Below are 26,016 nucleotides of genomic sequence, written 5' to 3' on the forward strand. Positions count from 1 at the left end.
CAGGAGCCAGCCAGGATGACCGACCCCACCACCCGGCCGCCCGGAACCGACGCCCGCACCTTCCTCGGGACGGTCCTGGAGCACGTGCGGCGCGACCCGGAGGCCACCGCGTACCGCTTCCTGCCCCCCGGCCACCGCGCCGGCGACCGCGGTTCGGCGATCTCCCGGCGCCGACTGGACGCCAGGGCACGGACCGTAGCCGCGCGCCTGCGGAGCCTGCTCGGGCCCGGACGGGCGGCGGCGCTCCTGGTCCTGCCACCCGGTCACGACTTCACCGCCGCTCTCCACGGCTGCCTGTACGCCGGGGTGACGGCGGTCCCCTGCCCGCCACCGCGTTCCGCCGGAGACGACTCCGACCGGATCGCGGGCATCGCCGAGGACGCCGGGACCGGTGCGGTCGTCACCACGGCGGAGCTGGCGCCGGCCCTGAGAGCGTCGTGGGGAGGAGCGCGACCGGATGCCCACTGGGTCGAGGTGGACACCCTCCCGGAGGAGGACGGCGCCGACTGGCAGCCGGCCGACGCCGCGCAGGACGGCCCGGTGCTGCTCCAGTACACCTCCGGCTCCACGGGACGCCCCAAGGCCGTGGTCGTCGACCATGCGGCGCTCACCGCCCAGATCGAGAACTTCCGGGCCCTGACCCGGTTCCCCGACGGAGCGTCGGTGGTCAGCTGGATGCCGGTCTACCACGCCCTGGGCCTCGGTCACCTCCTGCTGGCCCAGTACGCCGGGGGCGAGGCCGTCTACATGGCTCCCGACGACTTCGTCGACGACCCGGGCCGCTGGCTGCGCGCGATCAGCGACGTCTCCGGTCCGGTGCTCGGCGGCGGTCCCAACTTCGCCTACGAGCGGTGTGTCGAGGCCGTGGGGAAGGAACGGGTCTCCTCGTTCGACCTGTCCTCCTGGCACACCGCGCTGGTCGGCGGCGAGCGCATCCAGCCTCGCACCCTGGAGAGGTTCACGGCCGCCTTCACCCCGGCCGGTTTCCGCGACGAGGCGCTGTTCTGCGCCTACGGCCTCACCGAGGCCATGCAGATCGTCCTCGGCGAGCACGGGCCCAGGACCCTGACGGTCGACGCCGCGGAACTCGAACGCGGCCGCGCCCGGGTGGCGAGGGAGGGCGACGGCGGTCGGGTCCGGGTGCTGACCGCGTGCGGACGCTCCGGGCCCTCCGCCGAGGTGCTCGTGGTCGACCCCGGGACCGGCACCGAGGCGGAACCGGGCCGCGTGGGCGAGGTGTGGGTCGCCGGCCCCGCCGTCTGCGACGGCTACTGGCAGCGTCCGATGCAGACCGAACAGACCTTCTCCGGACGCTTGAAGGGGTCGTCGAGGACGTGGCTGCGCAGCGGCGACCTCGCCTTCCGCCACGACGGCCGCGTCTTCCTGTGCGGACGCTCGCGGGAACTGGTCATCATCCGGGGGCGCAACCTCCACCCCCAGGACATCGAGGCATCCGCCCGCGCGGCCGTACCCGAGCTGAAGGCGCTGCCCGTGGCCGCCTTCTCGGTGGACGACGAGGAGGGCGAGCGCCTGGTCGTCGTCCAGGCCGTACCGGACTCCGCGTCGCCGGAATCCGCCGGCCTCGCGGAACCGGCCGGCCTCGCCGAGCGCATCCGGCGCGCCGTCGCCTCCGACCACGAGGTTGAGGCGGAGGTCGTGCTGGTCGAGCCCGGGCAGATCGCCCACACCGACAGCGGAAAGGTGCGCCGCACCGGCTGCCGCCAGGCGTACACCGACGGAGAATTGACCGTGTTGCACACCACCGGATCCGGGACCGGTGGCCTCCCCGACGGCGAAACGTCCGAGGCGGGCGAGGCGTTGCGCGCGCTGCTCGGCTCCCTCCCCGCCCGGCTGCGCGTTCCCGTGGCCGCGTCCGAGGTGCGCCGCCGGCTCGCGGCGGCCACCGGGCAGCCCGCCGACGCCATCGACGACGACACGCCCCTGGTGGCACTCGGCCTGGAGTCCCTCCGCGTCATCGCGCTCCGGTACGGCCTGGAACGAGACTTCAAGGTCTCCCTGCCGACCGCCGGCCTCCTGCGGGGGACCGCCGCCGACCTCGCCGCGCGGATAGCCGAGGACGCCGGCGACCGGGACGGCGGGACGCCCTGGCCCGAGCTCGTGGCCAACCCGGCCCAGCGGTACGAGCCCTTCCCGCTCACCGAGATCCAGCAGGCCTACCTCGTCGGCCGCAGTACCGCCTACGACCTGGGCGGTTCCTCCATCCACCTCTATCTGGAGGTGGAAACCGAGGGCATCGACGTCGAGCGGCTGCGCGAGGCCCTGGACCGCCTGGTGCGGCGACAGGAGATGCTGCGGGCCGTCGTCAGCGCGGACGGGCACCAGCGCATCCTGCCCGCCGAGGAGGTGCCCGAGGTACGCATCCCCTGCCACGACCTGAGCGGAGCGGACGAGGGGGAGAGGCGGCGGTACCTGGAGGCGGTGCGCGAGGAACTCACCCACCAGGTCCTGCCCCTGGACGCCTGGCCCCTGTTCGACATCCGCGCCACCGCGCTGGGCGGAGACCGCCACCGGATCCACATCAGCCTGGACCTGCTGGCCTTCGACGTGGCGAGTGTGCGCCTCTTCTTCCTGGAATGGGGCGACCTCTACGCCGACCCCGCCGCCCAGCCGCCGCCCCCCGACGTCTCCTTCCGCGACTTCGTGATCGCCGCGCAGCAGATCGAGCGGACCACGGTCTACGCGGCCTCGCGCGACTACTGGCTGGAGCGGGTCCCGACCCTGCCCCCGGGCCCCGAACTTCCCCTGCTGCCGGTGCCCGAAGGTCCCGCGGCACGCGTTCCCGTGCGTCGGCGCCACCAGGAGCGTCTGGACGCCGAACGCTGGAGGACCCTGCGCGAGCGCGCCCAGGAGCGGGGACTGACCCCCTCGGCCCTGCTGCTGGCCGCGTACGCCACCGTGCTCGGCACCTGGAGCTCCACCAGTCACTTCACCGTCGACGTCCCGCTGTTCAGCCGCTGGCCGCTGCACGAGCGGATCGACGACATCCTCGGTGACTTCACCTCGGTGACGCTGCTGGAGGTCGACCTGCGGCCCGACGACGGCGTCGCGGGCCTGGCCACCCGGATCCAGCGCCGGCTGTGGCAGGACCTTGAGCACCGCTACTTCAGCGGCGTGGAGGTGATGCGCGAGATCTCCCGCACCCGCGGTCTGCCCGCCTCGGCCTTCGCCTCCATCGTGTTCGCCAGCACCCGCGAGCACGGACGCGACCAGGAGTTCTCCCAGGGCGAGTGGGGCACACGCTGGCTGGGCGAGACGGTGACCGGGGTCACCCAGACGCCGCAAGTCCTCCTGGACCACCAGGTCTTCGAGGACGCGGGGGTGCTGTCCTACAACTGGGATGCCGTGGCCGACCGCTTCCCCGCGGGCATGGTCGAGGAGATGTTCACCGCCTACGGCGACCTCCTGCGACGGCTGGCGGACGATGAGGAGGCCTGGTCGCCCGGCGGGTTCGACCCCCTTCCGGCGGCCCACCGGGCCCTGACGGAGGAGGCCAACGACACCGCCGGCCCCGTGCCGGAGGGCCACCTTTTCTCCGGCATCGCCGACCAGGCCCGCGAGCACCCCGCCCGTACCGCGGTGATCGCCCCCGACCGCCGCCTGGCGTTCGGGGAGCTGTACGAGCACGCCTGCCGACTGGGGCGCAGGCTGCGTGCCCTGGGCGCGGGCCCCGGCCACCTCGTCGCCGTCCACCTGCCCAAGAGCGCCGAGCAGGTGGTGGCCGCCGTCGCCGCCCAGCTCTCGGGCGCCGCCTACCTGCCGGTCGACCCGGACCTTCCCCGGCGGCGCAGGCACACGATCCTCGAACAGGGTCTGGTCCGCCTCGCGCTGGTGCCCGCGGGCGCGCAGCCGGACCTGCCGGCCGGCGTCGTCGCCGTTCCCGTGGACCTCGACGAGCCCCCCGCGGAGGACGGCGGCCCCCTGGACCCTGTACAGAAGCCCACCGACCCGGCCTACGTGCTCTTCACCTCCGGTTCGACCGGTGAGCCCAAGGGCGTCGTACAGACCCACCGGGCCACCCTCAACACCCTCGTCGACGTGCGCGAACGCCTCGGTGTGGGACCCGGGGACGTGGCCCTCGGCCTGTCCGCGCTCAGCTTCGACCTGTCGGTCTGGGACGTGTTCGGGGTGCTGGGCGCGGGCGGAACCCTGGTGCTGCCCGAACCGCACGCCGCCCGCGACCCCGGCCGCTGGCTGGAACTGACGGCCGAGCACGGCGTCACCCTGTGGAACTCCGTGCCCGCCCTGCTGCGGATGCTGGTGGAGCACCTCGCCGGCGCCGCCGGCGAACCCCACCCCGCGCTGAGGAGACTGCGCTCGGTGTGGCTGTCGGGCGACTGGATACCGGTGGATCTCCCCGACCGGATCAGGGCGCTGGCCCCGGGCGCCCTCGTCACGGCCTCGGGCGGACCCACCGAGACGGCGATCTGGTGCGTGGCCAACCCGCTGGGCGAGGTCGATCCGCGGTGGGACTCCATCCCCTACGGCCGCCCGATGCGCAACCACACCATCCACGTCCTCGACGACCGCATGCTGCCGTGCCCGGTCGGCGTCCCCGGCGAGATGTACATCGGAGGAGCGGGCCTCGCCGAGGGCTACTGGCGCGACGAGGAGCGCACCGCCGCCTCCTTCGTCACCCGTCCCGGCTCCGGCGAACGCCTCTACCGCTCCGGGGACCTGGGCCGCTGGCTGCCGGACGGAAACCTGGAGATCCTCGGCCGTGACGACCTCCAGGTGAAGATCGGCGGCTTCCGCGTCGAACTGGGCGAGATCGAGGCGGCGCTGACCCGCCACCCGGAGGTCGCCGAGGCCGCCGTGGTCGCCACCGGAACCGACCGGCACTCCCGCACACTGGCCGCCTGCGTCGTGCCCGCGGCCTCCCGCGCCGAGGACGGCCGGGACGCCTACGACGCCGAGGAGCTGGGGGAGGTGGTCACCGACCCCGTCGAGCGGCTGGAGTTCAAGGCCCGCCGGGCCGGGCGCCGCACCGATCTCGACGGCCCGCGCCACCGCCTGCCGCTCACGGAGGGGACCAAGGGCCGCGGTGCGGTCCCGCGCACCAGCCACCGCCGCTACGACGACCGCCCGGTGCCCCAGGCCGAACTGGCCCGGCTGCTGGAGCCGCTGAGCAGCCGGGAGGACGGACCCTTCCCCAAGTACGCCTACGCCTCGGCCGGCTCGCTCTACCCCGTCCAGACCTACCTCTACGTGGCCGAGGGCCGCGTGGAGGGCCTGACGGGCGGTACGTACTACGCCGACCCGGCCACGCGGGAACTGGTCTCCGTCGAGCCCGGGGCGCGGCTGCCGCAGGACGTTCACGTCGAGGCCAACCGGGCCACGTTCGCCGGATCGGCGTTCTCCGTCTTCCTCGTCGCCGACCGCGAGGCGATCGACCCGCTCTACGGGCGCCGCAGCCGGGACTTCTGCCTGCTGGAAGCCGGCCTGATGGCCCAGCTGCTCGACACCGCCGCGACCGAGGGAGCCGTGGGCCTGTGCCAGCTGGGGCTGGTCCGCTCCACTCCCGCGCTGCGCGCCGCACTGCGCCTCAAGGACGGCCACGAGGTGCTGCACGCACTGGTCGGAGGCCTGCGCCCCGAACAGAAGCCCACCGGGCCCGGCGAGCCGGTCGCCGCCCCCGGTCCCGCGGACGGCGGATCGCTGCCCGAGCGGCTCCGCGCGCACCTGTCGTCACTCCTGCCCTCCTACATGGTTCCGGCCACCGTCACCGAACGGGAGGCGCTGCCGCTGACGGGCAACGGCAAGGTGGACCGCGGCAGGCTGGCGGTCTCCCTGCGCGCGGCACCGCGCACCGGCGGGTACGTGGCCGCCGAAGGCGACCTGGAGCGCACCGTCCAGGAGGTCGCCCAGCGGACGCTGGGGATCGACTCGATCGGGGTCACCGACAACTTCTTCGACCTGGGCGCCACGTCCGTGCGGGTCGTCCAGGTCCACCGGGAGCTGAGCGCGGCGCTCGGCCGCACCTTCCCGCTGCTGAGCCTCTTCGAGCACACCACGGTGCGCCGCCTCGCGGAGTTCCTCGACGGCGGCGGCGACACCACCGAGGCGGCCCGGGAGGGACGCGACCGCGCCCAGCTGCGCCGTGCCGCGAACCGCCGCACACCCGGCCGCCGTCCGATGCCGCCCCAGGCGCCGACGCCGCACCAGGAAGGTCCTCACGCATGACAACCCCCCGGTTCAACGAACCCAGCGACGCCGCGGCCGGCGTGCTCGACGGCGGGGAGATCGCCGTCATCGGCATGGCCGGCCGGTTCCCCGGCGCGTCCAACGTCGGCGAGTTCTGGGACAACCTGCGCCACGGTGTGGAGTCGGTGACCTTCTTCGAGGACGAGGAACTGCTCGCCAGGGGAGTGCCCGCCGAACTCCTCGCCGACCCCGCCTACGTCAAGGCCGGTTCCCTCCTGGAAGGCGTGGAGCTCTTCGACGCGGCGTTCTTCGGCTACAACGCCCGCGAGGCGGCCCTGCTCGACCCGCAGCAGCGGCTGCTGCTGGAGACCGCCCACACCGCGCTGGAGGACGCGGGCTGCGTACCCTCCGCCGTCCCCGGGGCGATCGGCATCTACGCGGGCAGCAGCCTGTCGACCTATCTCGTCTCCAACCTCCTGGCGGGCCGCGCCGGTTTCTCGGACGTCGCCGAGACGCTCGAACTGCTCGTCACCAACGACAAGGACTACCTCGCCAGCCGGGTCAGCTACCGGCTGGACCTGAACGGCCCGGCGGTGGCGGTGCAGACCGCGTGCTCCTCCTCGCTCGTGGCGCTGCACCTGGCCACGCAGGGGCTGCTGGCCTACGACTGCGACGTCGCCCTCGTGGGCGGGGCCTCGGTGCGGGTGCCCCAGGGACGCGGTTACCTCCACCGCGAAGGGATGATCTTCTCCGAGGACGGGCACACCCGGCCCTTCGACGCCTCCGGCAGCGGCACCATGTTCGGCAGCGGCGTCGGGGTGGTCGTGCTCAAGCGGCTCGCCGACGCCATCGCCGACCGCGACCGCGTCGACGCGGTGATCAGGGGAACGGCGGTCAACAACGACGGCGCGGCGAAGATCGGTTACACGGCCCCCGGCGTCGACGGCCAGGCCCGCGTCATCGCCACCGCGCTGGGGGTGGCGGACGTCGACCCCGACACGGTCACCGCCATCGAGGCCCACGGCACGGCCACCCCGCTCGGCGACCCGATCGAGATCACCGCGCTCGCCCGGGCCATGGGCCGGTCGGCCGGCGGGGCCTCCTCCTGCGCCATCGGGTCGGTGAAGTCCAACGTCGGCCACCTCGCGGAGGCGGCGGGCATCACCGGTCTGATCAAGACCGTGCTCCAGCTCAGGCACCGTGAACTCGCGCCGTCGCTCCACTTCGAGCGCCCCAACCCGCGACTCGACCTGGACTCCGGGCCCTTCCACATCGTCACCGAGCCGACCGAGTGGAAGACCGACGCGGTACCGCGCCGTATCGGCGTCAGCTCGTTCGGGATGGGCGGCACCAACGCCCACGCCGTTCTGGAAGAGGCCCCATCCCTGCCGCCGGCCCGGCCCCTCACCCGCGATCTGTACCTCCTGCCGCTGTCCGCCCGCACCCCCGGCGCACTGGAGAGGGCCACCGACGAACTGGCCACGGCCCTCGACGGCGAGGCGGGCCGCGACCCCGCCGCCGCCGCGACCACCCTCCAGCGCGGGCGCGCCGCCCACCCCCACCGCCGGCTGGTCGTGACCCGCGACGCCGCCGACGCGGCCCGCGCCCTGCGGGACCGTGACGCGGAGCGGGTGGCCACCAGCCGCGCATCCGAAGTGCCCCGGGTGGTCCTGATGTTCCCCGGCCAGGGCAGCCAGCACCCGGGCATGGGCGCCGGCCTCTACCGGAGCGAACCCGTCTTCCGCGAGCAGATCGACCTCTGCTCCGAGACCCTGGCCGACGAACTCGGCCTGGACCTGCGGGAGCTGATCCTCCCCGGGCCCGGAGCCGACCTCCACGAGGCGGCGGCCCGGCTGCGCGACACCGCCCTGGCACAGCCGGCCCTCTTCACCGTCTCCTACGCCCTCGCCGAGCTGCTCGACAGCCTCGGGGTGCGGCCGGACGCGCTGATCGGGCACAGCGTCGGCGAGATCGTCGCCGCCTGCCGCGCGGGCGTGATGTCGCTGCGCGACGCGCTGCACCTGGTCGCCGTCCGCGGCCGGCTCATGCAGGCCCTTCCCCCCGGCGGCATGCTCTCGGTGGCCCTGCCCGAGGACCGGGTGTGCGCGATGCTGCCCGCCGATCTGTCGCTGGCCGCCGTCAACGGCCCGGAGCTGTGCGTGGTCTCCGGCCCCTCCGCGGAACTCGACGCCTTCGCCCGGCAGCTGGCCGACCAGCAGATCACCGGGCGGGAGCTGCACACCTCGCACGCCTTCCACTCGGCGATGGTCGAGCCGATGCTGGAGGAGTTCGCCGCCGTCGTCTCCGGCCTCGACCTCCACGAGCCGGTGGTGCCGTACGCCGCCAACCGCACCGGGACCTGGGCGACGGCGGCCGAGGCCACGGACCCCGGGCACTGGGCCCGCCACGTCCGGGAGCCGGTGCGCTTCGGCGACGGGATCCGCCTGGTGACCGAGCAGGGCCCGACCGTGCTGGTCGAGGCCGGCCCCGGGACGGTGCTGTCCGCCATGGCCCGGCCCGCCGCCCGCGGCCGGGGCGCCACCGCCGTCTCCTGCCTGCCGCCCGCCCGCACGGAGGACGGCGTCCGGGACGAGGCCCTGCGGTTCACCGAGGCGCTGGGACGGCTCTGGCTGGCCGGCGCCGAGCTGGACTGGGAACGCGTCCAGGGCGGCACCGGCGACCGCATCGCCCTGCCCACCCACCCCTTCGAGCGGCGCCGCTACTGGATCGAGCCGGCCGGCACCGGCGAGCGTGCCGCGGGGCCGTACGAGGTCGAGGCGCCCGAGCAGGAGACCGCGGACACCGCCGCGCCCCTCTCCCTCTCCGGTGACCTCGACCCGCGTCCGCCCCTGACGACGCCCTACACCGAGCCGCGTGACGACCGTGAGCGGCGGCTCGCGGCCATCTGGCAGGAACTGCTGGGCGTCGCACCCGTCGGCATCCACGACAACTTCATGGAACTGGGCGGGCACTCGCTGCTCGCCGCCCGCGTGGCCGAGCGGATCAAGGCCGACCTCGGCACGGCCGTCGCGCTCCGCGACCTGCTGGCCGACCCGACCATCGCCGGTCTGACCGCCCTGCTGGGCGGCGACACCCCCGAGAAGGCCACCGATCCGCGAGCGGACGGCGAACAGTTGCCCGCCGCCGTGCCCGACCCCGCGAACCTCCACGAGCCGTTCCCGCTCTCGGAGATGCAGCAGGCCCAGTGGATCGGCCGCATGGGCAGCTTCCAGGGCGGCGGGGTCGCCGCGCACGTCTACTGGGAGGTGGACCTCGACGAGGAGGTCGACGTCCACCGGCTGGAGAGCGCCTGGCAGAAGGTCGTCGACCGGCACGACATGCTCCGGGCCGTCATCGACGACGACGGGCGTCAACGGATCCTGCCCGACACCGGCCCCTACCGCTTCGCGGTGCTGGACCTGCGGGACGCCGCTGCCCCGGAGAGCGACCGTGCCCTGGCCGACCTGCGCGCCGAGCTCTCGCACGAGATCCGGCCCGCCGACCGCTGGCCGCTGTTCGACATCCGCGTCACCCTGCTCGCCGGCGGCCGCACCCGTCTGCACCTCAGCTTCGACCTGCTCATCGCCGACATCGGCAGCATCCGTCTGCTGGTGCGGGACTGGCGCCGGTACTACCAGGGCCGCGAGGAGGAGATACGCCCCCTGCGCATCTCCTACCGCGACTACGTGCTGGCGTCCGAGGAGGTCCGTCGCACGGCCCTGTACGAGCGCTCCCTGAGCTACTGGCGCGACCGGGTGGCCGACCTGCCGCCGGGGCCCGATCTGCCCCTGGCCCTCAATCCCGCCGCTCTCACCGAGCCCGAGTTCACCGCCCGCGACGCGGTCGTGCCCACCGGGGCCTGGAACCGCTTCAAGGAGCGCGCCGCGGCGGCCGGGGTGACCCCCTCGGCGGCGCTGCTCGCCGCCTACGCGGCCGCCCTGGGAACCTGGGCCCGCGAACCCCGCTTCACCCTCAACGTCACCGTCATCAACCGCCTCCCGGTGCACGAGGACGTGCGCGACCTGGCCGGCGAGTTCGCCTCGTTCGACCTGCTGCCGGTCGACCTCGCCGACGGCCCCGGCTTCGCCGACCTCGCCGCCGCGCTGCAGCGGCAGAGCTGGGAGGACCTGGAGCACCGCTATCTCAACGGCGTGGAAATCCTGCGGGAGATGGCGCGTGTGCGCGGCGGCACCAGCGGCTCGGTCATGCCCGTCGTGTTCACCAGCACCCTCGTCCAGGAGAACGAGGCCGAGGACGCCTCGATCTTCGGCTGGCTCGGCTCCGTCCTCCACGAGATCGCCCAGACCCCGCAGGTGTGGCTGGACTTCGCGGTGATGGAGACCGCCGAGGGCGTCCAGCTCAGCTGGCACTGGGTGCGGCAGCTGTTCCCCGACGGGGTGATGGAGTCGGTCTTCGACGCCTTCCGCGTCCTGGTGGAGAAGCTGGCCGACTCCGACGACGCCTGGCGGGCCACGGCCCCGTGCCCCCTGCCCGCGGACCAGCGGGAGCTGATCGAGGCCGTCAACTCCACCGAGGGCCCCGTGCCCGAGGGGCTGCTGTACGGGCCGCTGATGGAGCGTGCCGCGCGCCACCCCGACCGCACCGCGGTGGTGGCCTCCGACCGGGATCTGACGTTCGGCCAGCTGCGTCGGCACGCCTGCGTCCTGGCCCACCGGCTGCGCGCCCTGGGCACCGGGCCGGGCCGCCTGGTCGCCGTGGCCATGGAGAAGGGCTGCGAGCAGGTCACCGCGGCCCTGGCCGTGCAGCTCGCGGGCGGCGCCTACCTGCCCGTCGACCCCGACCTGCCCGCCGAGCGCCAGGACCACCTGTGCGAACGCGGCCAGGTCAGGCTGGTGCTGACGCGCCCCGGCGGACCGGAGCGCGACTGGCCCGAGGGCGTCCGCGCGATCGAGGTCGACCTCGACGCCGACCCCGGCGACGCACCCGGTGCCGACGGCACCCCGCCCGAGACCGTCCAGACCCCGGCCGACCTCGCCTACGTCATCTTCACCTCCGGGTCCACCGGTGAACCCAAGGGCGTGGTCCTCTCCCACCGGGCCGCCCTGAACACCCTCGTCGACGTCAACGAGCGCTTCGGGGTGGGGGAGCGGGACGCCGTGCTCGGCCTGTCCTCGCTCAGCTTCGACCTCTCGGTCTACGACGTCTTCGGCGTCCTCGGCGCGGGCGGCCGGCTCGTGCTGCCACGCCCCGGCACCAGCCGCGACCCCGGGCACTGGGACGAGCTGGTGCGCCGGCACGGCGTCACCCTGTGGAACTCCGTGCCCGCGCTGATGCAGATGTACGTCGAGCACCTGTCCGGGACGGAGCGCGGCGACGGTCCGCCGCCGCTGCGCCTGGCCCTGCTCTCCGGCGACTGGATCCCCCTCGACCTGCCCGCCCGGCTGCGCGAACTGGTTCCGGACCTGCGGCCCGTCAGCCTCGGCGGGGCCACCGAGGCCGCCGTGTGGTCGATCTTCCACCCGATCGACCCCGCCGTGGCGTCCGACCCGGAGTGGGACTCCGTCCCGTACGGCACGCCCCTGCGCAACCAGACCTTCCACGTCCTCGACGCGGGCATGCGGCCCTGCCCCGTGTGGGCCGTCGGCGAGCTGTACATCGGCGGCGTCGGCGTCGCCGAGGGCTACTGGCGCGACGAGGAGCGCACCGCCGCGTCCTTCGTCACCCACCCCGCCACCGGTGAGCGCCTCTACCGCACCGGCGACCTCGGCCGCAGGCGGCCGGACGGCACCATCGAATTCCTCGGACGCGAGGACTTCCAGGTGAAGGTGGGCGGCTTCCGGATCGAACTGGGCGAGATCGAGGCGGCGCTGCTGCGCCACGACGGTGTGCGGGAAGCGGCCGTGGCGGCGCCCGGCGACCGGCACAACCGCCGGCTCGTCGCCTACGTCGTCCCGGGCACGCCCGGCGCCGAACGCACCCCGGAGGGCGACCAGGACCTGGCGGACGACGTCCGCGCGCTCGCCGAGGGCGTCCTGCCCGCCTACATGGTCCCGGCGGCCTTCGTGGTCCTGGACCGGCTGCCGCTCAGCTCCAACGGCAAGGTCGACCGCTCCGCGCTGCCCGATCCCACCGCCGCCACGGCCGGCGGCGGCGGGGAGGCCGGCCCCCTGGCCGTCCGGCTCGCCGAGATCGTCGCGGAGGTCGTGGGCACGCCCGGCATCGGTCCGAGGGACAACTTCTTCTCCGTCGGCGGCAACTCGATCATGGGCATCCAGGTCGTCTCCCGCGCCACGGCCGAGGGGCTGGAGTTCAGCGCCGCCGACCTGTTCCAGCAGGACACCATCGCGGACCTGGCCGCCCTGCTGGAAGCCCGGGGCACCGACCTCGGCGGAACCGGCACGACCGCCGCCCTCACACCGCGGCAGGCCCAGCTCCTGGCCGCCGACGTGGCGCCGCGCAGTGTCCACCGCGCCGAACTGACGGTCGGGCAGGACCTCGAACCCGCCGCCCTGGAAGCCGCGCTGGCGGCCGTGGTCGCGGCGCGCCCCGCCCTGCGCACGCGTCTCGTCGAACAGGAGGACGGCTGGGCCCGGCGCACCGCACCCGCCGACGGCGAGGAGACGGCCGGGGAGACCTCCGTGCCACTGATCGACCTGGGCTCCCTGCCCGAGGCCGGGCGGGAGGCGGCGCTGGAGCAGATGGCCGCGGAGATGCGCGAGGAGCTGTGCCCGGTGCGCGGCCCCGTCACCAAGGCGGCCCTGTTCGATCTCGGCACCGGAACCCGCCGCCTGCTGTGGCTGGTGCACGAGGCCGCCGTGGACGGCCCCTCGTGGCCGGCGCTGCTCGCGGACCTCGCCCACGCCGCCGACCGGGCCGCCCGGGGCGAGGAAGCCGCGTGTGACGCGGAGGACCCCGACGCCCTGCGCCGCTTGACGGGGTCGGCCGGCGCCCCGGCCCTTCGCACCGACGCGAGCGGTCCGGACCCCGGGCGGGCCTCTCACGCCCCGGCTCCGCTCGCCCTCGGGGAGGGGGACACGCTTCACCGGCTCGGGGCCGAACTGACCCCGCAGGAGACGGCGGACCTCCTCGACGGAACCGCCGCCGCCTACCGGCTCACCGCGGCCGAGACCCTGGCCGCCGCGCTCACCCTCGCCCTCGGCGTCCTGGAGACCCCGGACGCGGTCCGCGCGGACCTCGAGCACGACCCGCGGACCGCGGACTCGGCGCACGCCGGCGACGCCCGCGCGGTCGGCAGCCTGGCCGTCCTGCGGTCCGTGGACCTGGACGCGGCGACGGAGCCGGGGGCGGCCCTGGTCGCGGCCAAGGAAGCCTGCCGTGCCGCGCCGCCGGAGCGGACCGCCGAGGACGCCGGAGTCCTGCTGCGGCACCTGGGGACCATGACGGCGCCCGCCGGGGCGCTCGCCCCGCTCCACCCGCCCGTCACCGAGGGCGGCCACCCCCTCGCCGTCACCACCCAGATCACGCAAGCCCGGCTGTCCCTGACCGTCGCCTGCCGCTCCGGCGAGACGCCGCCCGACGGCCTGCCACGCCTCGTGGACGCCCTCGTCGACGCGCTGCGGCGCATCGCCGACCACTGCCGCACGCCAGGAGCCGGATCGCTCAGCCCCAGCGACTTCCCGCTGTCGGGCCTCGACGCGGACGAGCTGACCGCGTTCGTCGACGCGTTCGGCGCCGACGGCGGTGACGGCCCCGACCCGGACAGCACGCAGGCACACGCCGAGGAGACCCGATGAAGCCTGACACGCTCCAGGACGTCTACGAGCTGGCGCCCATCCAGGAGGGCATGCTCTTCCACAGCCTCTTCGCGCCCGAGTCCGGCGTGTACGTGGAGCAGCTCACCTTCACCCTGCGCGGCACTCCGGACCGCGAGGCCTTCCGCAGGGCCTGGCAGGACGTGGTCGACCGGCACCCCATCCTGCGCACGGGGTTCCACTGGGAGGAGGTCGGCAAGTCCCTCCAGGCGGTCCACCGCCACGCCGAACTGCGCGTCGAGGAGGTCGACTGGCGCGGCCTGCCGGAGGAGGAACAGGACCGTCGGTACCGGGAGTTCACGGCCGAGCACCGTCGCAGGGGCTTCGACCTGCGCCGACCCCCGCTGATGCGGGTGGCCCTCGTCCGCCTCGGCGACGACCTCCACCGGCTCTTCTGGAGCTTCCCGCACCTGGTCATGGACGGCTGGTCCTTCGGCCTGGTCCTCCAGGAGTTCGCCGAGAGCTACGCCGCCCGGGCCCGGGGGGCGGCGCCCTCACTGGCCCCGACCCGGCCCTACCGCGACTACGTGGCCTGGTGGAAGGGACGGGACCTGGGCAAGGCCGAGGAGTTCTGGCGCCGGACGCTGTCGGGCTACGAGCCACCCGGGGCCCTGGAGATCGGCCCGCGGCCGCCCGGCGACGACGGTCCCAGCCACGCGTTCGTCCCCGACCGCTCGCTCGGCTCCCTGGTACGTGACCTGGATTCGCTGGCCCGTGACAACCGCCTCACCCTCAACACCCTCGTCCAGGGTGCGTGGATGATGCTCCTGTCCCGCTACACCGGACGGGCCGACGTCATCAGCGGCGCGACCTCCACCCACCGCCCGGCCGACCTGCCCGGCGCAGGGACGATCGTCGGGCCGATGATCACCACGACTCCGGTGCGCGCCCGCATCGACCCGGAGCGCCCCCTGCTGCCCTGGCTGCGACAGCTCCAGGACGAGATGACCGAGGCGCGCGAGTTCGCGGACGTGCCCCTGCACCTCTTCCACCGGTGGGCGGGGCTCCCCGGCGGCGGCGTGCCGCTGTTCGAGACCGACCTCGCCTTCGAGAACACCCCCGCGCCCGAGATGGCCCTGTACGGCCTGGAGATCGTCGACTTCGCCTACGACGGCCGCCCGCACTACCCCCTCACCATGGTGGTGTTCCCCCAGGAGGGCCTGCCGCCCCGGCTCGTCCACGACCGGCGGCGCTTCGCCGAACCGGCGGCCGAACGGCTGACGGCCCACTTCCACGAGTTCCTGGCCCAGATGGCGGCCGCCCCCGGCGGGCGGCTGGGCGACATCGAGCCCTACGCCCCCGAGGAGCGGATCCGGCTGCTGAGCGGCGGTCACGAACCGCGGCGGATCCCCGACGCGCCCTGCCTGCACGAGATCTTCGCCGATCAGGCCGCGCGCACACCCGACGCCACCGCCCTCGTCTGCGGCGGCGACCGCCTCACCTACCGGGAGCTGGACGAGCGCGCCAACCGGCTCGCCCGCCGGCTCCAGGAGCTCGGGGCCGCGCCGGAGGAGCGCGTCGGCCTGTGCCTGGAGCGCTCGGCCGACCAACTCGTGGCCATCCTCGGCGTCCTCAAGTCCGGTGCCGCCTACGTCCCCCTGGACCTCGCGCAGCCCGCCGCGCGGATGGCCCAGGTCCTCGGCGACGCCGGGGCCCGCATCCTGGTCACCCACGCGGCGGCGTCCGACCGCGTGCCGGCGGACACCGGGCCCGTGGTGGACCTCGACCGCGACGCCGGGGAGATCGCCGCGCTCGATGCCTCGGCACCCGAGTCCGGCGCCGCCCCGGAGAACCTGGCCTACGTCCTGTTCACCTCCGGCTCCACCGGTCGCCCCAAGGGCGTGGAGCTGACCCACGCCCATGTCGTCCGCCTGGTGCGCGGAGCCGAGACCCTCTTCGAGGTCGGCCCCGACGACGTGTGGAGCATGTTCCACTCCTACGCCTTCGACGTCTCGGTCTTCGAGACCTGGGGCGCCTTCGCCACCGGAGGGCGACTGGTGGTCGTGGACCGCGACACCGCGCGCTCGCCCGAGGCCCTGCACGCCCTGCTCGGGCGCGAAGGGGTCACGGTGTTCAGCCAGACGCCCTCGGCGTTCCGCCCCTACGCGCGGCACGCGCTGGACCACGAGGGCGAGCAGCCGCCACTGCGCTACGTGATCTTCGCCGGCGAGTACCTCGACGTGCCCTCGCTCGCGCCGTGGATCGAGCGCTTCGGCGACGCCGAGCCGCGCCTGGTCAACATGTACGGGATCACCGAGATCACGGTCCACGCGACCTTCCACCGCGTCACGGCGGCGGACGTCGACTCGGGTGTCCGCAGCTGCATCGGACGCCCCCTGCCCGACCTGCGCATCCACCTGCTCGACCCGCACGGACGGCCCGTACCGCCGGGCGTGTGCGGCGAGATCCACGTCTCGGGACCGGGCGTGGCGCGCGGCTACCGGGGACTGCCCGAGCAGACCGCCGAGCGCTTCCTCGACGACCCCTTCGCCGGCGACGGCTCGCGGATGTACCGCTCCGGGGACCTGGCCCGCCTGCTCGACGACGGCACGCTGGAGGTGCTCGGCCGGGCCGACGACCAGGTCAAGATACGCGGCTTCCGCGTGGAACCCGGAGAGGTGGCCGCCGCGCTGAGCGAGCACCCGGGAGTCCGGGAGGTGCTGGTGACCGCCCGGGAGCAGGGTCCCGGCGACGTGCGCCTGGTCGCGTACGCCGTGCCGTCCGGGGACGGCGCCGGGGGAGAGGAGCTCGACGCCGGGCTGCGCGCCCTGGCCCGGGACCGCCTGCCGGAGTACATGGCGCCCTCGGCCGTCGTCGTCCTGGACGAGCTTCCGCTGACCGCCAACGGGAAGGTGGACCGCCGCGCCCTGCCCGCACCGGACGGGCGCCGCCCGGACGCCGCCGGGGAGTACACCGCCCCGCGCGACGAGCTGGAGACCGAGATCGCCCGGGTGTGGGCCGAGGTCCTCGGCGTGGACCGGGTCGGCGCCCACGACGACTTCTTCGCCCTGGGCGGGCACTCCCTCCTGGCCACCCGGGTCGCAGGGAGGCTCCGAGCCGCGCTGGACCGGGAGGTCCGCGTGCGGACCCTCTTCGACCAGCCGGTGCTCTCCGCGCTCGCCGAGGCCCTGCGCGAGACACGGGCCGCCCCCGCCGCCGAGGGCCCCGCCCTCGTCGCCCGGCCCCGCACACCGGCCCGCCGCCCGGCCTCCCGGAAGGAGCGCTCGTGACCATCGAACAGCCGGGCGGCACCCACCGCGGACCCGGTCCGGGGACGCCGGCCCCGCCGGAAGAGGCCGAAGAGGATTACTACGTCCTTCCCACGTCCTTCGCGCAGCGGAGGCTGTGGTTCCTGTCCCAGCTCGCCCCCGCCAGCGCCGCCGCCTACCTCGGGCACGGAGCGGCCCGCCTGCGCGGCCCCCTGGACACCGCGCTTCTGCAGCGTTCCGCGGACACCCTCGTGAGGCGGCACGAGACCCTGCGCACGTCTTTCGCCGAGCAGGACGGCGAACCGGTACAGCTCGTGCACACCAGCGGTCGGCTGCCGGTCGCGGTGACCGACCTGTCCAGCACGGCCGAGCCGGAGGCCGCACTGCGGAAGCTGCTGGAGGACGAGGTCTCCCGCCCCTTCCGCCTGGACACCGCACCCCTGGCCCGCGTCGTCGTGTACCGGCTCGCGCCCGAGGACCACGTGCTCGTGGTGACGTTCCACCACGGCATCGGCGACATGTGGTCCGGGGCCGTCCTGGTGCGCGAACTCGCCGCCTGCTACACGGCCCACGCCGACGGCGCCGAGCCCCATCTTCCCGAACTGCCCGTCCAGTACGGCGACTACGCCGCCTGGCAGCGGGAGCGGCTGGACAGCGGCGAACTGCTCGGCCAGATCGCCTACTGGCGCCGACGGCTCGCGGACCTGCCGGTACTGGAACTCGCCTGCGACCGGCCGCGTCCGCCGGTGCAGTCCTTCCGCGGCGCGGTCCGCACGGCCGAACTCCCCGCCCGGCTGGTACGGGAGCTGGGGGAGCTGGGCCGGCAGCGGGGCGCGAGCCTGTTCATGGTGCTGCTGGCGGGGTTCTCGGTGCTCCTGTCCCGCTACTCCGGACAGCGGGACATCCCCGTCGGCTCTCCGGTGGCGGGCCGGGACCGGCCCGAGCTGGAGCACCTGATCGGAGTCTTCATCAACAACCTCGTGCTGCGCACCGACGTCTCCGGGGACCCGGCGTTCAGCGAACTGGTCGACCGGGCCCGGGAGACCTGCCTGGAGGCCTACGCCCATCCGGACGTGCCCTTCGAGCGGCTGGTCGAGGAACTGCGCCCGCCGCGGGACCTGTCCCGGGGCGCGCTGGTGCAGGTCATGCTGATGCTGGGCAACACCCCGCGCGACGACCTGCGCATGCCCGGTCTGGAGGCCGAGACCGTACGGATCGACCCCGGCACCGCCAAACTCGACCTCTTCCTGACGTTCCTGCCGGAGACGGACGCGTCCGGGGAAGACGGCGGTCTCCGCGTCGAACTGGAGTACAGCACCGACCTGTTCGACGCCGCCACCGCGGACCGGATGCTCGCCCACCTGCGGACGCTGCTGGAGGCGGCCGCCGCCGGGCCGCACCGGCGGCTCTCCGAGCTGCCGGCCCTCCCCGCGGACGAGCTGCGGCTGCTGGAGGACTGGGGCACCGGCGAGACGGCACCCGTACGCGAGGTCCTCCTCCACGACATGGTCCGGGAGCAGACCGCGCGGGACGGCGGGCGCACCGCCGTCTTCCTGGACGAGTCCCGCCTGACCTACACCGAACTCGACGAGCGCGCGAACCGCCTCGCCCACCACCTGCGGCGGCTCGGCGTCCGTCCCGGGGACCGCGTCGCCGTGTTCACCGAGCGCACCCCCGACCTGCTGGTCGCCCTGCTCGGCGTGCTCAGGTCCGGGGGTGCCTACGTGCCCGTCGACCCCGACTACCCGAGCGAGCGCATCCGGTACCTGCTGGCCGACTCCGAAGCGCGCCTCCTGGTCGCTCACACGGGCCTGACCGCCCGACTGCCCGAACACGACGTCCGGCTCGTCCTGCTGGACGGAGAGAAGGACCGAGCCGCCATCGCGGCCGAGAGCGCGGAGTATCCCGAGACCGTGGGCGGACCCGAGGACCTCGCCTACGTCATCTACACCTCCGGCTCCACCGGCCGCCCCAAGGGCGTGATGGTCCCCCACGGGCGCCTGCCGAACCTCCTGGACTCCATGCGCCGCGAGCCCGGCCTGAGCGAGCACGACATCGTGGCCGCCACCATCACCCACGCCTTCGACATGTCCGTGCTGGACTTCTTCCTGCCGCTGAGCACGGGTGCGGCCATCGCGTTGATACCCCGGGCCGACGCGGTCGACGGCGACCGGCTCGCCGCCCGGATGGACGCCACCGGCGCCACCTACTGGCAGGCGACGCCGGCCGCCTGGCAACTCCTGCTGGACACGGGCTGGCGGGCCCGCGGACGGTTCCGGGGCCTGTGCGGCGCCGAACCGCTGTCCGCGGAACTGGCCCGGCGGATGAGCCGGGCCGGGGTCGAGGTCTGGCAGGTGTACGGGCCGACCGAGACCACGGTGTGGGCGGCCTGCCACCGCTACGCCGAAGGCGAGAACCCGGTGCCGCTCGGCCGTCCCCTGCCCAACACCCGCTTCCGCGTCCTGGGCCCCGACGGCCGTCCGGCGCCCCTGGGCGTGCCCGGCGAGCTGACCATCGGCGGCCCGGGCGTGGCCCGCGGTTACCACGGGAAGCCGGAGCTGACGGAACGGCACTTCGTCGCCGACCCGCGGGGCGCGGACCGCTACGGCCGCGTCTACCGCACCGGCGACCTCGTCCGTTACCGGCCCGACGGCGTACTGGAGTTCGTCGGCCGGGCGGACTCCCAGGTGAAGGTCCGCGGCTTCCGCGTGGAACTGGGCGAGATCGCCGCGGTGCTGCGCGAGCACCGCGCCGTGCGCGACGCCGTCGTCCTCGTCCGCGAGGACACCCCGGGAGACCGGCGACTCGTCGGCTACGCCGTGCCCGAACACGCGCCCGACGACGTCGGCGTCCTGGCGGAGGAGCTGCGGGAGGCGGCTCGCGAACGCCTTCCGGACTACATGGTTCCGGCGGCCGTCGTCGTCCTGCCCGAGTTCCCCCGCACCCCCAACGGCAAGGTCGACCGCGCCGCCCTGCCCGTCCCGGGAGCCGCGTCCCGCGACCGCACGCGGAGCTTCACCGAGCCCCGCACGGAGACGGAACGGCGCGTGGCCGCGGTGTGGGCCGAGGTCCTGGGGCGGGAGAGCGTCGGGGCGCACGACGACTTCTTCACTCTCGGCGGACACTCGCTGCTCGCGGCGCGGGCGGTGGGCCGGCTGGGTAAGGAGCGCGGCCGCAAGATCCCCGTCCGGCTGCTGTTCGACCACCGGACCGTGGCCGAGCTCGCCGACGTACTCGACGGCCCGGCCGCCGCGGGGGCGGAGCCGGGCGCGGGACCGGAGGCACTGCCGCGCCGCCCCGAGGCCGACGGCCCCCACCGGGGTCACCACCTGCTGCCCGCCTCAGCCGGCCAGAAGCGGCTGTGGTTCCTGCACCGGCTCGACCCGGACAGCGCCCGCGCCTACCTGATGCCCGGCCGGGTGGAACTGGACGGCCCCCTGGACGCCGACGTCCTGCGAGAGGCCGTGGACCTCCTGGTGCGGCGCCACGAGACGCTGCGCACCGCCCTCGTGGAAGTGGACGGTGAGCTCTTCCAGGCCGTGGCACCCGCGGCACGCGTGCCCGTCGAGGTGCTCGACCTGACGGCCCTGCCCGAGGACAAGCGCGCCGCCGAACGCGAGGACGTCCTGCGCGAGGCGGCCTCCACGCCTTTCGACCTCGGCCGCCCACCCCTCGTGCGGGTGACGCTGCTGCGCACGGCGCCGGAACGGCACGTCCTCTCCGTCGTCTTCCACCACTCCGTGTGCGACCGCTGGTCCGTCGCTGTCTTCGTCCGCGAGCTGGTGGCCGCCTACGGCGCGCTGCGGGAGGGTGCGGAACCGGACCTGCCGCACCTGCCGGTGCAGTACGGCGACCACGCGGCCTGGCAGCGCGACCGCCTGGACGGCCCGGAGGCCGCCGGGCAACTCGCCCACTGGAGGGAGCGCCTGCGCGGCCTTCCCGCACTCGACCTGCCCACCGACCGGCCGCGTCCGGCCGTCCAGACCTTCCGCGGCGCCCGGCGCACCAAGGAGCTGCCGACCGAGCTGGTGCGCGCCCTGGAGGAGGCCGGCCGGCGCGGCGACGCCACCCTCTTCATGGTCCTCCTCGCGGCCTTCACCGTGCTGCTGTCCCGCTACGGCGGGCAGAAGGACGTCGCCGTGGGCTCCCCGGTGGCCGGCCGGGACCGGCCCGAGCTGGAGCACCTGATCGGGTTCTTCGTCAACACCCTGGTCCTGCGCACCGACCTGGAAGGCGATCCCGCCTTCACCGAGCTGCTCGCCCGGGTCCGGCGCACCTGCCTGGACGCCTACGCCCACGCGGACGTCCCCTTCGAGCGTCTCGTCGACGAGGTGGGGACCTCCCGTGACCTGTCCCGCACCCCGCTCGTGCAGGCCGTGCTCTCCTTCGGCAACATCGACATCCCCGAGGTCCGCATGGGCGGTGCGGACGTCCGCCCGCTGGACGTCTCCCCGGGAACCTCCAAGTTCGACCTGGTGCTGGAGGTCGTGCCGCGCGGCGGCACCTGGCAGGCCACCCTGGAGTACAACACCGACCTCTTCGACGCCGCCACCGCCGACCGCCTGCTCGACCACCTGGGCGAGATCCTCGACGCCGTGGCCGCCGAACCCGGACGGAGGCTGTCCGAGCTGCCCGCCACCCGCGCCGCCGACCGCGCGGACCTCGAACGCTGGGGCCGGGGCCCCCGGCGCCCCCTGCCCGAGGTACCGGCGCACGTGCTGTTCGAGGAGCGGGTACGCGAGCACCCGGACGCCACCGCCCTGGTCTGCCCCGACGGGGAGATCGGCTACGGGCGGCTCAACGCCCGCGCCAACCGGCTCGCCCGCCGGCTGCGTGCCCTCGGAGTCGGCCCCGGCACCCTGGTCGCGCTCTGCGCCCACCGCTCGGCCGACACCTACACCGGCATCCTGGGGGTGCTGAAGGCGGGCGGCGCGTACGTGCCGGTCGACCCCGGCTACCCGCCGGAGCGGGTGCGGTTCATGCTGGCCGACAGCGCCGCACCGGTCCTGCTCACCCAGCAGGACGTGCGCGAACGCCTCGGCGACCTTCCCGGCACGCCGCACCGCCACGTCGTGCTCCTCGACCGCGACCACCGCGACGACCCCCGTCCCGGGGACGAGGACGGCGCGGACCTCGAACCGCTCGCCCGTCCCGACGACCTGGCGTACGTCATCTACACCTCCGGCTCCACCGGCCGCCCCAAGGGCGCCATGGTGACCCACCGGGGCGTGGCCGGCCTCCACCTCAGCCGGGACCTGATACCGGCCGGGCCGGACGACCGCGTGCTGGCCTTCGCCTCCACCAGCTTCGACGCCTCGGTGTGGGAGTGGACGATGGCCCTCCTCGGCGGCGGCGCCCTCGTGCTGCCCCCGGCGGACGACGCCGCGGCCGGCCTCGGCGTCGTCGACACCGTCCGCGACCACAACGTGACGGTCGCCCTGCTGCCGCCCTCGCTCCTGGCCCACCTCGACCCCGCCGACACGCCCTCGCTGCGCACCGTCGTCTCCGGGGGAGAGGACTGCTCCGCCGCCGTCGCGGCCCGGTGGGCGCCGCACGTGCGGCTGGTCAACGCCTACGGCCCCACCGAGGCCGCCGTCTACGCCACGCTCTCCGGGGCCCTGACCGGAGACCGCCACCCACCGCTCGGGCGCCCCGTGCCCAACGCCCGGCTCTCCGTCACCGACGCCGACGGGCGGCCGGTGCCCGTCGGCGCCACCGGCGAGCTGCGGATCGGCGGGGCGGGCGTGGGCCGCGGGTATCTCGGCAGGCCGGAACTCACCGCGGAACGGTTCCTCCCCGACCCCTGGCACCCCGACGATCCGGCCCGGCGCGTCTACCGCACCGGCGACCTCGTGCGCTATCTGCCGACCGGCGAGCTGGAGTACCTGGGCCGCCAGGACGCGCAGACCAAGATCCGCGGCTTCCGTATCGAGCCGGGCGAGGTCGAGGCGGTGCTGCGCGGCCACCGGTCCGTCGGGGACGTCCTGGTCGCCGTCCGCGAGGACCCGCCGGGCGACCGGGCGCTGGTCGCCTACGTCGTCCCCCACCCGTCCGCCGCCCCGGCCGACGCGGCGGGAGAAGCCCGGCTGGCCGGCGAACTGCGCGCCCTGGCCCGCGAACACCTGCCCGCCTACATGGTCCCGGCACACCTCGTGCTCCTCGCCGCGTTCCCGCTGACCCCCAGCGGCAAGGTGGACCGGACGGCGCTGCCCGCACCCGTCGCCGGCGGCACGGTCGCCGACGAGGGACACGTGGCGCCGGCCAACCCCACCGAGGAACGGCTGTGCGCCCTCTTCACGCGGGTGCTCGGGGCCGAGCGGGTCGGAGTACACGACGACTTCTTCGCCCTCGGCGGCAATTCCCTCTCCCTCTCCCGGCTGCACGCCCTGGTCAGAGACACGTGGCCGGAAGCCCGCGTGCCCCTGCGCCTGCTCTTCGAGCGACCCACCCCCCGTGCGGTGGCCGAGGCGGTGGGCGGCGGCGCGGACGGCCACCACGCCCCGGACCCGGCCGTCGACGTCACCCTCGATCCCGCCGTGCGGGTCACCGGTGACTGGACCTGGAACGGGGATCCCCGGGTCATCCTGCTCACCGGCGCAACCGGCTTCCTCGGCGCGTTCCTCCTGAGAGCCCTGCTGGAGACCACCTCGGCCCGGGTGCTGTGCCTGGTCCGCGCCGAGTCTCCGGAGCACGCCTCCGCCCGGCTGGAGGAGCACCTGCGCGGCCTGGGCCTGTGGGACGGGCGTGCCCGCGCCCGGGCACGGGCTCTTCCGGGAGACTTTTCCCGGCCCGCGCTGGGCCTGGGGCAGGAGGCCTTCGCCGAACTGGCCGCAGACGTGGACGAGATCCACCACTGCGGCGCCAGCGTCAACTTCGGCCAGCCCTACGCGGCCCTGCGCGAGGCCAACGTAGGCGGCGTCCGCGAGATCCTGCGGCTGGCCTGCACCGGGCGGGTCAAGCCCGTCCACCACGTCTCCACCCTCTCGGTGTTCTCCCTGCGGGGCGAGGGCGATCCCCTCGCGTACGAGGACGAACTGCCGGCCGTGCCCCCGTCCGCCGACAACGGCTACAACCAGAGCAAGTGGGTGGCCGAGAAGATCGTCGCGCTGGCGCGGGAGCGCGGGGTGCCGGTCTCGGTCTACCGCCCCGGCCGCATCGCCGGGGACAGCGCGAGCGGAGCCTGGCGCACCGACGACGTGTTCTGCCACGTGCTGCGCGCCTGTGCGGTGATCGGTTCGGTGCCCGAGCTCGCCTTCAGCACCGACATCGTCCCCGTGGACCACATCGCCGCCGTCATCGCCCGCGCCGCCCGCGGGCGTGAACACCTGGGCGGCACCTACCAGTTCGCCGGCGCGGAACGGCTCGGCTTCGACACCGTCGTTGAGGCGCTGGACCGGGCCGGACACCCGGTGCGCCGCCTGCCCTACGACGCGTGGTACGAGACCTGCCGACGCCATGCGGAAGCCCACCCCGGCAGCGGCCTCGGGCCCACCCTCTCGCTGTTCGGCAAGCGGGTCGAGGACGACCGCAACGGCCTGCGCGAACCCGTGTTCGACACGACCAACACCCGCCGGGCGTCCGGCGGGCTCCGCCCCGCGAGGGTGGACGCGGCCCTGCTGGAACGCTACCTGCGCGCGCTGACCGCCAGCGGGTTCCTCCCCCCGCCCTCCCCGAAAGGCACCGCATGACCGAACGTCCCACCGTCCTGATCGCCGGTGCCGGTGTCGGCGGGCTGACCGCGGCCCTGGCCCTGCGCCGGTACGGCTTCCCGGTCCGGATCTACGAGCGCAGGAGCGGCCGAGGCATCGAGACCGGCGGTACCGGGCTGAACGTCTGGAGCAACGCCACCACCGTCCTCTCCCGCCTCGGCCTCGACGAGCGCCTGGCGGCGAGCGGCACCCGCATCGAGCGCGGGCAGGTCGTGTCCGAGCGCAACGTCCCGATGGTCCGCATACCCGTGCAGAGCTACACGGCGCCCGGCGCAAGCCCCGGCGTCACCCTCGCGCGGGGCGACCTGGTGCGCACGCTGCTGGAGGCCTGTGAGGCCGCCGGGGCCGACATCGTCTTCGGCCGCACGGTCACCGGCCACCGAGACGAGGGCGACCGCGTCCGGCTGCTGCTGGACGGCGGCAGCGAGGCCGAGGGCGACCTGCTGATCGGCGCCGACGGCATCCGCTCCCGGACGGCCGCGCAGTTGCCCGGCGACACCGAACCCGTCTACAGCGGGGTCACCACCTACCGAGGCGTCAGCGACACCAGTGGCGGGGTCCCCCCGGAGACCGTCCACTTCTTCCAGGGCCCCGGCGGCGTCAACGGCGGCGCCTGGCACGTCGGGCGGGACCGCGTGGCGTGGACCGTGGGCCACTTCGCCCCGGCCGGCGGCCGGGACGAGCCGGGTACCCTGCGCGAACGGGCGCTCGGGCTGATCGAGGGCTTCGCGGGACCACCGTGCGCCTTCGTCGCCGGTACTCCCGAGGACCGGATCATCCGCACCGACCTGTACTACCGCCGGTGGCGCGACACCTGGGGCCAGGGGCGCTTCACCCTGCTCGGGGACGCCGCACACGCCATGCCGACTGTGCTCGGCCAGGGCGCGTGCCAGGCGATCGAGGACGCGGCCGTCCTCGCCCGCGAGCTGGCCGCGGCCCCGGACGACCCGGTCTCCGCCCTGCGCTCCTACGAGCGCGCCCGCCAGGAGCGCGTCGGCTGGGTGCGCGGGTGCGTCTTCAAGGTCGGGGGCGCGCCCCGGGTCGACCATCCGCTGCTGCGGCCGCTGTTCGTACGGCTCACCCGTCTCCTCGCCCGCCGCGGCCAGGAGGAGATGTGGCGCGGCCTGCAGCGCCCGCCGCGGCTGCCCGCCCCCTTCCCGGGCCCGCCCGCCCGGGACCTTCCGCCGTCCGCACACCGCTGAG

General features: G+C 74.7%; 5 protein-coding genes. All 5 read left to right on the forward strand.

The window, feature by feature from the left end; all coding sequences use genetic code 11:
• Positions 1-15 precede the first annotated feature (15 nt).
• Genes O7609_RS23040 through O7609_RS23060 form a run of 5 tightly spaced genes read left to right on the forward strand, consistent with a single transcriptional unit; the run spans position 16 to position 26,015 of the window.
• The gene (locus O7609_RS23040) at positions 16-6,201 is read left to right on the forward strand and encodes a non-ribosomal peptide synthetase (RefSeq protein WP_269744161.1); all 6,186 of its coding nucleotides are present in this window, start codon (positions 16-18) and stop codon (positions 6,199-6,201) included.
• Positions 6,198-13,877 (forward strand): non-ribosomal peptide synthetase/type I polyketide synthase, encoded by a 7,680-nt coding sequence (locus O7609_RS23045; protein ID WP_269744162.1) that lies wholly within the window; start codon positions 6,198-6,200, stop codon positions 13,875-13,877. The genes O7609_RS23040 and O7609_RS23045 overlap by 4 nt, the downstream gene beginning before the upstream one ends.
• Positions 13,874-17,125: an amino acid adenylation domain-containing protein gene (locus O7609_RS23050; RefSeq protein WP_269744163.1), complete on the forward strand. Its 3,252-nt coding sequence runs from the start codon at positions 13,874-13,876 to the stop codon at positions 17,123-17,125. The genes O7609_RS23045 and O7609_RS23050 overlap by 4 nt, the downstream gene beginning before the upstream one ends.
• Positions 17,122-24,792, forward strand: a complete 7,671-nt coding sequence (locus O7609_RS23055) for a non-ribosomal peptide synthetase (RefSeq protein ID WP_269744164.1) — start codon at positions 17,122-17,124, stop codon at positions 24,790-24,792. Before O7609_RS23050 ends, O7609_RS23055 begins: the two co-directional genes overlap by 4 nt.
• Positions 24,789-26,015, forward strand: a complete 1,227-nt coding sequence (locus O7609_RS23060; protein WP_269735074.1) for an FAD-dependent oxidoreductase — start codon at positions 24,789-24,791, stop codon at positions 26,013-26,015. Before O7609_RS23055 ends, O7609_RS23060 begins: the two co-directional genes overlap by 4 nt.
• The last annotated feature ends 1 nt before the right edge of the window (position 26,016 follow it).

The sequence above is a fragment of the Streptomyces sp. WMMC1477 genome (assembly GCF_027460245.1).
In the GTDB taxonomy this organism is placed as follows: Bacteria; Actinomycetota; Actinomycetes; order Streptomycetales; family Streptomycetaceae; genus Streptomyces.